9 protein-coding genes and 1 other annotated feature are annotated in these 13,057 nt (G+C 32.5%); of the genes, 2 read left to right on the top strand and 7 right to left on the bottom strand.

Annotation, left to right across the window (positions count from 1 at the left end):
• Positions 1-19 precede the first annotated feature (19 nt).
• The 4 genes from serS to VIL26_00460 all read right to left on the bottom strand — a co-directional run bounded on the left by serS (position 20) and on the right by VIL26_00460 (position 3,148).
• The gene (serS, locus tag VIL26_00475) at positions 20-1,300 is read right to left on the bottom strand and encodes a serine--tRNA ligase (GenBank protein ID HEY8389421.1); all 1,281 of its coding nucleotides are present in this window, start codon (positions 1,298-1,300) and stop codon (positions 20-22) included.
• Positions 1,301-1,350: 50 nt separating this feature from the next.
• Positions 1,351-1,557: a binding site (T-box leader), on the bottom strand.
• Between the two features lie 63 nt (positions 1,558-1,620).
• On the bottom strand, positions 1,621-2,367 hold the full coding sequence (locus VIL26_00470) for a SigB/SigF/SigG family RNA polymerase sigma factor (protein ID HEY8389420.1): 747 nt from the start codon (positions 2,365-2,367) through the stop codon (positions 1,621-1,623).
• 28 nt (positions 2,368-2,395) lie between these two features.
• Positions 2,396-2,824, bottom strand: coding sequence for an anti-sigma F factor (spoIIAB, locus tag VIL26_00465; GenBank protein HEY8389419.1), 429 nt, complete (start codon positions 2,822-2,824; stop codon positions 2,396-2,398).
• Between the two features lie 15 nt (positions 2,825-2,839).
• Positions 2,840-3,148 (bottom strand): STAS domain-containing protein, encoded by a 309-nt coding sequence (locus VIL26_00460; protein ID HEY8389418.1) that lies wholly within the window; start codon positions 3,146-3,148, stop codon positions 2,840-2,842.
• A 179-nt stretch (positions 3,149-3,327) separates the two neighbouring features.
• Between VIL26_00460 and VIL26_00455 the strand changes: the two genes are divergently transcribed.
• Entirely contained in the window at positions 3,328-3,819 is a 492-nt protein-coding gene (locus tag VIL26_00455) for a PH domain-containing protein (protein HEY8389417.1), read from the top strand.
• Positions 3,812-5,311, top strand: a complete 1,500-nt coding sequence (locus tag VIL26_00450) for a PH domain-containing protein (protein HEY8389416.1) — start codon at positions 3,812-3,814, stop codon at positions 5,309-5,311. Before VIL26_00455 ends, VIL26_00450 begins: the two co-directional genes overlap by 8 nt.
• A 73-nt stretch (positions 5,312-5,384) precedes the next feature.
• On the opposite strand, the gene VIL26_00445 is transcribed toward VIL26_00450, so the two are convergent.
• The 3 genes from VIL26_00445 to VIL26_00435 form a co-directional block, all read right to left on the bottom strand.
• The gene (locus VIL26_00445) at positions 5,385-5,921 is read right to left on the bottom strand and encodes a rubrerythrin family protein (GenBank protein ID HEY8389415.1); all 537 of its coding nucleotides are present in this window, start codon (positions 5,919-5,921) and stop codon (positions 5,385-5,387) included.
• A 112-nt stretch (positions 5,922-6,033) separates the two neighbouring features.
• Positions 6,034-7,338: a replication-associated recombination protein A gene (locus VIL26_00440; protein HEY8389414.1), complete on the bottom strand. Its 1,305-nt coding sequence runs from the start codon at positions 7,336-7,338 to the stop codon at positions 6,034-6,036.
• A 25-nt stretch (positions 7,339-7,363) separates the two neighbouring features.
• Positions 7,364-13,057 (bottom strand): glucoamylase family protein (locus VIL26_00435; GenBank protein ID HEY8389413.1); only part of this gene is annotated, 5,694 nt, incomplete at its 5' end.

Genomic DNA, 13,057 nt, shown 5'->3' with positions numbered 1-13,057 from the left:
TTTTTTATAACATTTGATTTTATCGAATTTTTGATTTTCCGCCCATATACATTTGTAAAGGCTGTGGTATATTAACCGAACCGTCAGCATTAAGATTGTTTTCCAAGAAAGCTATGAGCATTCTAGGCGGTGCAACAACAGTATTGTTAAGAGTATGAGCAAAATAATTACCCTTTTCTTTGCTCTTAATACGTATTCCAAGTCGTCTTGCTTGAGCATCGCCTAAGTTTGAACAACTTCCTACTTCAAAATATTTCTTTTGACGAGGTGACCATGCCTCAACATCCACGCTTTTAACTTTTAGATCTGCCAAATCTCCCGAGCAGCATTCTAATAATCTTACAGGAATATCAAGAGATCTAAAGAAATCAATAGTATTTTGATAAAGTTGTTTAAACCATTTCATACTGTCTTCAGGCTTGCAAACAACTACCATTTCTTGTTTTTCAAATTGATGAATACGATAAACGCCTCGTTCTTCTATACCATGAGCACCTACTTCCTTTCTAAAACAAGGCGAATAGCTGGTCAAAGTTTGAGGTAATTGATCTTCGGGCAATATGGTATCAATAAATTTTCCTATCATTGAATGCTCGCTAGTACCGATAAGATACAAATCTTCGCCTTCGATTTTATACATCATATTTTCCATTTCGGCAAAACTCATTACACCTGTTACGACATTAGAACGAATCATAAAAGGCGGTATATAATAAGTGAATCCCCTGTCAATCATAAAATCTCTAGCATAAGACAAAATTGCCGAATGCAATCTTGCTATATCACCTTTTAGATAATAAAATCCGTTACCACTAGTTTTTCTTGCACTGTCAATATCAATACCGTTTAACCTTTCCATAATATCAACATGATACGGTATTTCAAAATCAGGAACAACTGGTTCTCCAAACCTTTCCACTTCAACATTTTCGCTGTCGTCTTTTCCGATAGGAACAGAATCGTCAATTATGTTTGGTATAACCAACATAATATCGTTAATTTTTTTGGCTAATATCTCTTCCTGTTTTTCAAGTTCTGTTAGCTCATTAGCCATTAATTCAACTTCTTTTTTTGCTTCTATTGCTTCTTCCTTTTTGCCCTTAGCCATTAAAGCGCCGATTTCTTTGCTGATAGTATTTCTGCGGCTTCGCAATGTATCGCACTTGACCTTAACATCTCTAAATTCTTGATCAAGTTTAATTACCTCATCAACCAAAGGCAATTTTTGATCCTGAAACTTCTTTTTGATGTTCTCTTTTACAATCTCAGGATTATTTCGCAAAAATTTGATGTCAATCATTTTTTCTCTCCTAATGTTTATATAAAATAAAAAAACCTTCCAATCCCAAAACATGGGACGGAAGGATCCGCGTTGCCACCCAAATTGCCGCAAAAAATTATTTTGCGACCATCTCAACATGCTATATAGGGCATACCCTTCAAGGTTCTTTTACCTTGCAGCTCTAAAGTGGATAAGACCAAAACTTCTTACTGATTTTCACCAACCATCAGCTCTCTGAAAGAACATTTTTGATCACAGCTTTTCATCGCTTTTTTATTAAGTTTTTAACTATTGCTTTTATTATATACATTTCAAAAATACTTTACAAGCGAATATACTTAAGTTTTAGGCTTTTGAGGTAAAAAACGTGCTTTAATTTTTTCAATTATCTTACTCTCTAACCTTGAAACCTGAACTTGACTTACTCCTAGCTGTGCAGCTATTTCGCTTTGAGTTTTATCACGATAATATCTTAGCATAATTATCTTTTTTTCGCGCTCAGTCAAATCATTAATTATATCTGATAAAATCAATTTATCCAAAACATCCTCTGAATTATCATTTTCACTTGATATTTTATCTATAAGCCCTGGTGACGAATCCGAATCATCATTTTTTTCATATAGTGAAATAGGAACTTTTGCCGAATCCATAGCAAATACAATTTCTTGGGGCTCAAGATTAAATTCTTTGGACAGCATTTCTATGCTTGGATCAGTTGCATTGTGCTTTTTATAATTATCAATAAATTGATTGATTTTTGTTGATATAAGTTTTAATGACCTAGAAACCTTTATATAACCGTCATCTCTTAAAAATCTCTTGACTTCGCCTGCTATCATAGGTACGGCATAAGTCGAAAACTTAACATTGTATGAAGTATCAAAATTTTTGATAGCTTTTAAAAAACCCATTGAGCCCAATTGATATAAGTCGTCATAATCAACCCCTTTATTCATATAACGTCTAATTATACTTTTAATAAGAGGCGAATTATGAACCAATAATTTGGTTTTGGCTTCTTCATCCCCTTTTTGAGCCTTAGCAATTAATTCAATTGTCTCATCGTGTTCAAGCACCGGCATATCTCCAATATTTATTAAGACGGAAAAATTATCCTTTTATAGTTTTGGTCATTATGACTTTAAGACCGCCATTTTCATTTGGCAGCACTTCTAACGTGTCCATAAATGTTTCCATTACTGTAAAGCCCATTCCTGCACGTTCTTCTTCAGGTTTGGTTGTAAAATATGGCTGCCTTGCCTTATCTATATCTTCTATACCGACTCCATTATCACTTATAGTGATATGTAAGACTTTGCCTATGATTTTGGCATTGATAGTTATCAAACCATCACCTTGTTTTTGATAACCATGCACTATGCTGTTAGTAACCGCCTCACAAACAGCAGTTTTTATGTCATTGATTTCTTCCAAACTTGGATCCATATCAACCGCAAAAGCAGCAACTGTGCTTCGCGCAAAGGATTCATTTTTTGAAAGAGCAGGAATAATAAGTGTCATTTCATTATCAACTTTCATAACTTTTGCTCCTTGTCATCCGATTTTGGGCATAATTTCATATAGCCCGGTCATAGAAAATATTTTGTCGACCGTTTTGCTGGGATTGGCTATAAATATCGGTATGTTTTTAGCTCTTAGCTTTTTAAAACGCCCTATCATTATGCCCACCCCCGTACTATCCATAAAAGTGAGTTCGGACAAATCAACAACTACTCTTTTCATGTCATTTTGATCAATAAGTTTGTCTAATTCATTGCGCGTATAGACTGCTGTGTATTCGTCCAATTCGCCATAAATAGCGATATACAATGTGTTGTTAAATAACTTATTTTCTATTCTCATACTTAAACTCCCTTATAAAGTTTAAAGACTTTTAATTATAGAATTATTGAGCATTTTTGTTTTTTTTAAACTATTTTGTTGAAAATTTAATCAAAAGTTTATCAAATTTTAAATATTGACCTAATACAATAAATTTGTTAATATGAATTTGTATAAAAAATAAAAATAGGGCGGGTTTTATGGATTTTCAAAAAATTGAAAAAAAGATGATTTATGTAAGACTGATAACTAGAAGTTTTTTCTTTTTGATTTATCTGATAGGTATAGGAATTGGACTTGGAAATCTTTATTTATATGTGAATTTCACATTATTTGTTTTTGTAACTGTATTGGCAGGATTGCTGACTTTGTTTTTTGCTTTATTGACCTTTGCTTTTCCATTTTGGATTTATAAAATTTATGGATATTATATAAGCGAAAATAAAATTGTCGTAAGAAACGGCGTGATTTTTCTAAACACTGATATTATTCCCATAAAAAGAGTTCAGCATATTGAAATAATGCAAGGCCCTATTGTACGTATTTTTGGATTGGGAAGTCTTAATATTTATTCAGCAGGTTCAGTTCAAAGAATTGTAGGAGTAAAAAAGCAAACCGCAGAGCTATTAGCTGATCAAGTAAAATCATGTCTTGACAAAAAATTGGAAAAGGCGGAAAATACCAGTGTCTGAAAAATTTAAATTTTCAAAAAAATATATTATTATAAGCCTGCTGAACTGGCTTGCAATACTTCTAATTTTTAGTGGTCCATTTGTATCAAATTTTGTTTTTTTTAAAGAGCATAAAACAATAACCATTTTGGTTATTGTAGCTTTAATTCTTTTATCAATTGCTATTCCCTTTTTATCATGGAAAACAAAATCTTTTTATGTAACTGATTCAGAAATTATTTACTCTTATGGAATAATATTTAAAAATAAGGTAAGTGTAAGATTTGATAAAATCAGTAATATAAAAATTCAAAGAAATTTAATTGATTTGATTTTTGGAATTTCAAAATTAAATTTTAATAGCGGAAGCGTCGTTTCAGCTGGTTCTGAAATCAAACTGGTTTTAGATCGTTCTTATGCTGATGTTCTAAAAAATTATTTTGATTATATTCTAAAAAATCCTCAAGAACATAAAGTTGAAAGCTTTCCTCGCCCTCAAAAATATTCTTTGGTTCAAATAGGTAAAGCTGAGTGTAAAGAATTTAGTTTAAAACAAAAAATACTAATGCCCTTACTATCCTCAGGTAGTTTATTAATTATATTATCTATTGTAACGGTGTTATTTATATTGCTTTTCTTTGGAAAGTTTCAAGAAATAAGCCCTGAAGAAACTTCTTTTGAACTAGATTTTACAAGATTCAATAGTTCGTATTTAGGGTGGAAAATTTTAGGAATAATAGCTTTAGAATTATTTGTTTATATAATTCGAGTAGTTGCTCTTATCTTAAAATATTATAATTTTTCAATAGTAAGAAATAAAGATCAAATACATCTAAAACATGGCTTGATTAATCAAAAAAATTACACTATAAATATAATCAAAATCAATGCCGTGATAATTAAACAATCAATTCTTCAAAGAATCTTTAAATATGCAGAATTGAATTTGTCCTTTGTTGGTAATTTTATGGGTGATAATAGCAACAAAGAAAGTATACCTACAAAAGAATTGATTCCAATGATAAAAATTGCTCGTTTGAAACCATTTATGCAAAATTATTTAGATGAATTTTTTAAAGAAATTGAAGTCATAAAGCCCAAAAGACATCGTATGCTTCACTTTATTTGGATACCCATGCTGTTAATTTTAATCCCAGAAATTTTTATTAATATCATCTTTGTTGAACTGGATGTTCCAGTAATGGTGGCACCTGCAATATCGATAGCAATTTTTGTTTTGGTTTTAATAGGTCAATTGCTTATGATGTTTAATGCAGGTTTAGGTTATAACAATGATTTGATATTGGTAAGCAATGGATCTTATATAAAAAATACTTATATAATCAAAAAATCTGCAATTCAACATATTGAGACTATTGCTGGACCTATTAGAAGAAAGCAAAATCTTTGCGGATTAATTATTAGATATAGAGAAGCACTTAGCTTTGTTTCAGCCAAACATTATGACCTTGATTTGGCAAAAAAATTAGAAAATGATTTATGCAGTGATTAAATTCTTTAATGTTTTTTAATAACAAAAAAGTCCCAAGAATATGGGACTTTTTTGTTATTAATTAAACTAAAAATTAATAGTTTTCTGCTCTTAATTCAAAGTATGCACTAGGATGATTGCATACAGGGCATTCCTTAGGAACTTTCTTACCCTTGAAGATATGTCCGCAGTTGCGGCAAATCCATACTTGTTCTTCGTCTCTTTCGAATACTTTGTTGTTCTGGATATTGTCGAGAAGCTTTTTGTAGCGTTCTTCATGTTCTTTTTCAATCTTAGCAACTAATTCCATTCTTGCTGCTATTTCAGGGAAGCCTTCTTCTCTAGCTGTCTTTGCAAATTCAGCATACATCGTTGTCCATTCATAGTTCTCACCTGCTGCAGCTGAAACAAGATTTTCTGCTGTATCACCTATCAAACCCAAAGCTTTGTACCAAAGTTTTGCGTGTTCTTTTTCGTTATCTGCAGTATTTAAGAAAATTTCAGCAATCTGTTCATAACCCTCTTTTTTTGCTACAGAAGCAAAGAAAGTGTACTTAGTTCTTGCCATAGATTCGCCGGCAAATGCTTCTTTTAGATTTTTTTCAGTTTGAGTTCCTTTTAATTCTTTCATAATAATCTCCTTTAATTAGATAATATGAGCCAAACTCTGATTATATTGTTACTACAAAGTTATCATTAAGTAAAGATAAATTTATAAAAAACATAAAAGAGTTAGGCATTTCTTACTTTTTATTTTTGTTCTTATTTTTTTCATTTCTCAATCTTTCAATAAGTTTTGGTTCATCGCCATTTTTTAATGGATAATAAAATTTTGCACCTTTTAAACTGTCAGGCAAATATTGCTGTTCTACATAACCGCCAAAATCATGCGGATATTTGTATGTACTTTTATCATCGATAACATGCGGATAGGTTTTATCTCTCAAATAATGCGGCACATTATCATCTTTTGTATTTTTTATAGCGTCCATTACAGCGCCCATAGCAACTACAACAGAATTAGACTTGGGCGCAAGACATACATATATTATTGCATGAGTAAGCGGAATATTACCTTCGGGCATTCCAAGTTTTTCTATTGCTGTATAGGCATTAACAGCTATTAATGAAGCATTAGAATCAGCAAGCCCTACATCTTCGCTTGCGTGAACTATAAGCCGTCTTGCTATTATCAAAGGGTCGCATCCAGCCATAATCAATCTATTAGCCCAATATAATGCTGCATTAGGGTCTGAACCTCTTAACGACTTACAAAAAGCACTTAACATATCATAATAAATAGATTGATCAATTGATAATGCCTTTGCCTGAATGGACTGTTCTGCAATCGTCTTGTCAATCCTTATAACTCCGTCTTTTGATGGCTGAGTAGTCATTACAGCTAATTCAAGTGCATTTAAAGCTGTTCTCAAATCTCCCGAACATGCCCAAGCCCAATGTTTGTAAGCGTCTTCATCTATTTCAAGTTTTAGGTTGCCCAAACCTTCTGGATTTTTTACAGCACGTTTTAAAAAATCGATAATATCATTTTGGTCTATTGGCAAAAACTCAAAAATACGGCATCTTGATACAATAGCGCGAGTCATAGACACATAAGGATTTTCTGTCGTACTGCCTATAAAAATTATAATGCCCTTTTCTATTGCTGCTAACACGCTGTCTGACTGTGCTTTGTTCCAACGATGACATTCATCAAGCAAAAGATAAGTTCTTTGGGAATAAAGTTTGAGACGATTTTCTGCTTCTTCAATTACTCTTTTTGCATCGGCAACCCCGCTGGAAACTGCATTTAGCTTCTCAAAATAGGCATTAGATGTATTGGCGATAATATTAGCCAAAGTCGTCTTACCCGTTCCAGGCGGGCCGTAAAAAATACAGCTGCCAAGCTTGTCCGCCGCAATGGCACGACGTAAAAGTGAATTTTTACCTACAATATGCTTTTGGCCTACAAATTCATCCAAAGTTTTGGGTCTTACCCTTTCGGATAAAGGTGCCATTGATTTAGCAGCCATACTAAATAAATCCATGAAGTTATTATAACATAACATATGTTTATATTTCAACAACAATCTTACTCCGGCTTAAAGAATGATTAAGCGTTAAATAATTAATATTGTAATAAATTCTATCATCAATATATAAAGTTGGCTGATTATTTCCCTTATTGACTATTTTAATCTTTATTTCACTGCCGTCATAGTTATATATCACTTCGCATTCTTTCCATGAAGAAGGCAATGACGGTTCTATTAATAGTTTCCTGCCTCTTCTTTTTATACCCAAAACATTTTCAATCAATACTTTATACATCCAAGAAGCTGTTCCGGTATAATAAGTCCATCCTGCACGTCCCAAAAACAAAGGATTAGAATAAACATCAGCAGCCATTACATAAGGCTCTCCTTTGTACCTTTGAACATCATCAAATGTCATGGTATGAGTCATAGGGTTTATTAGATCTAATATCTTATATCCTTTATCTTTTTGTCCGTTCAATATAAGCGCTTGCGCAAACCAAACAGCAGCATGCGTATATTGTCCTCCATTTTCACGAACGCCTTTTGGATAATTGCTTATATAACCAGCATCAAGTTCTTTTATAGGCGGATCCATTAATTTTACTATTTTATATTCATAATCGACAAGGCGTTCTTCTGCTGAACTTAAGGCTTTTTTTGCCCTTATATCATCTCCTATGTTTGATATGACTGCCCACGCTTGACTTAAGATATCTATTTTGCATTCTTTACTGTCAATACTGCCCAAAGGATATCCGTTATCAAAATATGCTCGTCTGTACCATTCTCCATCCCAACCGTATTCTCTAACAGCTTTTTTAAGTTCTATGATTTCATTTTTATATTCTGAGATCAAAGCAGCTGACCGCACAAGTGGTAAAAACTCATTTAGACAATAGCACAAAAACATGCTAAGCCAAATACTCTCACCTTCGCCTTTTGGTCCGACTTTATCCATAGCATCGTTCCAGTCTCCGCTACCTATTAAAGATAAGCCCCTATGGCTTCTTCTTAATATTGCAGTTTCAAAAGCCCTAATACAATGCATATAGACAGTGTCCGAAATATGAGATATTTCAGGTTCTTCATATCTGCTGTGTTCTCCTGGTTTTAATGCCGGCGAACGCAAATATGGCACTTTTTCATCCAAAATATCAAAATCGCCTGTATATTTAATATATTCTGCCACAAGCAAAGGCAAAAACAACAAGTCGTCAGTCATAAAAGTTCGTGTACCTTTTCTTTGTGGATGCCACCAATGCTGTACATCACCCTCTTCATACTGATGAGACGCACATCGGATAATATGCTCTCTAACTAGATCTGAATTGATATAAAGAACAGTCAGACAATCCTGCAATTGATCTCTAAAACCATAAGCTCCGCCAGCCTGATAATAACCGCATCTTCCGAAGAACCTAGAACAAAGCACCTGATAAGGCAAACGGCTTAACAGTCTATTAATTTCTTCAGACGGCGTAGATACTTTTATACATGTCAGATTCTTAAAATAATCTAAGCATTTTTTTCTAATTGACTTTACATCTTTTAGTTCATAATTTTTATCAGATAACCAAAAATTGATTTCTTTAGTTTGGTCAGACTTAAGCTCAGTTTCTACTTTTAATGCTAGGCACGGTCTTGAACAACTTAAATTTATCCATTCTCCTCCAGAACACCAGTAATCAAAATCCATTGAAGAGAACAGGTAATCAAATTCTTTTTGATCTGTTCCAAGATATGCCTTGAGATTATTAATCGCATTATATGCAAGTATCTTTGCATTTTCTTTTTTAAAAAATAGCTTATCACCGTTTTCATAAGAATTGACGCCAAGAGCAAGTTCAAGATTTAAGGCAATACTTATCTTTCTATCTGCTTGAGAGGTATTAGATAGACTTATATTAAAAATCTTGGCTTTAGCATCAATATCTATAAACTCTGACGTTTTTGAATAAATTCCGTTATATGATGTTTCAAAAACAGTTTCTCCCAAATCATGAATTACGGTATAATGTGCCTGTTCCAAATTATCTTTGGTCGCTTTCCATGATATTTTAGTGTTTTCATCCCTTATGATAATTTCTTCAGAATTTCTATCAAAAATAACATCATTTTGCCAGACTGTAAGCTTACTTTCTCTAGAATTATCTGACCATGTATATCCGCCGCCCTTTTCTGTGATAAGTGTTCCAAAGCCATTAACAGCAATAATATTACTCCAAGGCAACGGTGTATTGTCTTTGGTAAGATTAACATAGTATGCGGTTTGGTCAATAAATCCACCCATTCCCAATTCAAAATTCAAATTTTTGTTTTTTATAGGTTTTGTTGGATAAAGTTTATCTTTCTTTTTGAGTTTTGAAGGATATACAGAAGCATTAGTATCGCTTTTGAATACACCATCAAAATAATATTGAGATACTCTTTTTAAAATATTGACAATATTTTCGTCGATCCTTGTTATATTGATAATATTGATTCTGCCTTCTGAAACCATCTGTCTTAATGACAATCTATCAATTGCACGATTTATTTCACTAAGCATTGGATTTATATACATCTCAGGTTCTGAATACAGCAACACCAAAGTTATTTTCAACCCAAATGCTGACAAATATTTGAAAATCTCAACAGTCTTTAACAAATCATTGGTATTTTCTGACCTATAAAAGAACGATATTATTGGATTAACTGCATTTATTCCGTTTTTTAATAAAGTCCTTATGTCATCATGCAGATCTGAATAATCATATTCATAATTAATTGCACATGTCTTCAAACGCGCAAACATTGTCTTAACAGTGCACATAAGATTTTTTTCTGGAGAAAAAGTCTTCCACATCTGCTTTAGATATATAGTCGAAGTATCTATAGCCTTTTCTATACCTTCTTCTGTACTATACGCGCATATCGCATCTTTAATTATGTCCAAATTCGAACCTGCAACCAAAATATAATTAATTGTCGCCTTTTTCATAGGCGGTATCTTTATATTCTGTATTGCGCCCAAAACAGGTTCCAAAATTTCTCCAAAGCTATCTGCTTTTTCTTGGTTAAGATATATCCAGCCCAAACCGTTTCTTGTATGAAAATTAAATCTATTTGATTCATACAATGTTTTGCCTTCTGCCAAAGATGCGGCAAAATAAACAGGATGCTTATCATTATTGCGATATGCATAAATGATATTATCACCTAACTTCTTGGTTACCACAACCATGTTGTTAAATACAGGATGAGCATAATAATTTTGCGCAAAGGTCAAAACAGGCTCAACAAAAAACGCAGCACGCAAAGAAATCTCATTTTCACTGTCATTAGTTATTTTTAAGCATCTTATTTCGCCGTCATAATCCTGCATTAGAGCAATCTTTAGCTCAAAAACTAAGTCATTATATTCATACTTATACAAACAATACGAGCTATTTTGAATTATTGTTTGTGCTTGTGACATAAGCCTAATTACTTTACCGTTAATATAGACATTGACGCCCTGATTATAATTATTCTCTTTATTTAAAGTAATTCCATTTAAGACTGCACAGCCATTTCCTTGCGAATCCAACGCAAGATAATATCTTCCATTATTAAGTAAATTATAGGCAGGAAGTGTAGGCTGATGAGTTATTGTTTCTGTAATAGGATCAAGTCCAAATACAGGCATAGGCTTATATATTTTTTTTCTTCTAGCATAGTCAATTTCAGGTTCAAAAAGCATTATTTCAAATGCCTGAATTTCGGGAACGGACATAAATCTTTGCCTGATAATATCATTATTAAGAAGATTGTCAATCGCACATAAAATCATTCCCTGATGATGTGCCATATAGGTTTTGTTTATATGCTCATCTTCAGTCAAATCCATTGCTTCATATAATCCATATTTACCCATAAGCCCGTACGAAATTAATTTATGGATATTTTTTATTGCCTGTTTTGGGTTGATTTCAAGGGCAAGACCTGTTGAGTATGGCGAGATGACTAAATTATCGTCTGAGTTTTTCAGGGCAATATACGGCACTCCAAACGCTTTATATTGATAATTTTTTAGATTATCTGTTGCAAAATATTGAGATTCGGATATTCCCCATATATTGTAACCTAATTGTTTTGTATATCTTATTTGAGAATTGACGCAGTTTATTGATGATTGATACAGCATAGAGCCTTCTCTAGCTTTTAAAAACAAAAAAGGCATCAAATACTCAAACATGCCACCACTCCATGAAAACAAAGTGTTGCCGTCATATCTTACTGATGTACGCGAAAGATGATGCCAATGTTCTTTTGGTACTTTGTTAAGGCAAACAGCCAAAAAGCTGGTAAGCATTGCTTCGCTTGCCATAAGATCATAATGGATTTTGTCGTAAGTCCTAGTATCAGTTCCCAAATAAAATAATTTTTTGTTATAGTCATAAAGCTTGGACAAATCCATTTTATCTATTAATCTTTTTATTTTGATATATAACACATCTTTTTTCTTCAGCGTTTGTTTTGCCACAATCAAGGCAGCAAGTAAATTGCCATTATCGACAGTAGAAATATAATTTCTTATAACCTTTAGATCTTGAGTATCGTACCAGTTATATAGATTTCCTCTCCATTTTTTTAATTTAGATACTACGCCTATAATATTAGACAAAGTATTATACATCTCAAAATAATCAATAATTTTGAGGTCATAGGCACAGATTGCACTCAAAATCTGATACCCTATATTAGTTGGTGAAGTGCGTTTTGCAGAACTTTGTATATAATTTTCCTGATAATTGTCGCATATAAGCTGATTATCTGATTTTAAACCAAAGTCTACAAAATACTCATATGTTCTTTTTGCGATATCAAACAAAAGTGCTTTATCATCATCTTGTATCAAAGTAGGTTTATTGACTCTATAAGACGAAAAATATGCAACAGGAATTGAAAATAAAAATATCAATGCCCACAGGCTATTTAAAATTCCGTTTATACCCGACATCAGAAATGAAAAAGCCGCATATATCCAAAAAGTTATTAGGCAAGGTAAAATAAGTTCTTTAGCCCAAAAAGACATTGTATCCTTTTTATCCAAAGATGAATGTGCATAGGTATTCCATTTCAATAGATTTCTTTTTGAGATTATCATTCGATACAATGATTGCAAAATAGCAACTAAAAGATTAATCGCGATATACGGCAGGCATACTGCAAAAATTACTGCCCGTAAAAATGCTTCTTTGGCTTCTCTCAAAAAAGCATAAGTAAATCGCGATTTGAATGAATTAAACAATAAAGAATACAATATCAAAATAAAATCAAAGCTCAAAAACAACCCAAAAGTAATTAATGAAACATTTCCTATAAATGCTGAAATAAGCAATAAAAAAAGCGCACATATATAAACAAGGCTGTAGTTAACATTAGAAAAAATACGCCATTTTGACAAAAGATTAATGGGATTTTTTATCGTCCTATTAAATTCATCTTTTACTTTATTTTTCAAATACCCGATATTTTGCCAATCCCCTCTAGTCCATCTCATAGAACGGTTTAGATGTGTTTTGATATCTGCTGGTGTATTTTCATATAACACTGCGTCACTGTCTATTGTATTAAGCCATGCTCCCTCAATAAGATCATGACTAAGAATTCGATTTTTGGGCAATTTTCCCTTTAGCTTTTGATTAAATCTTTCAACGTCTATAATACCTTTACCGCAAAATAAGCCTTGATTAAATGCATCTGA

The sequence above is a fragment of the Clostridia bacterium genome, assembly GCA_036562685.1.
In the GTDB taxonomy this organism is placed as follows: Bacteria; Bacillota; Clostridia; order Christensenellales; family DUVY01; genus DUVY01.
The sequence above is the reverse complement of the archived record's forward strand: the minus strand, read 5'-3'. Positions and strand labels throughout refer to the sequence as shown.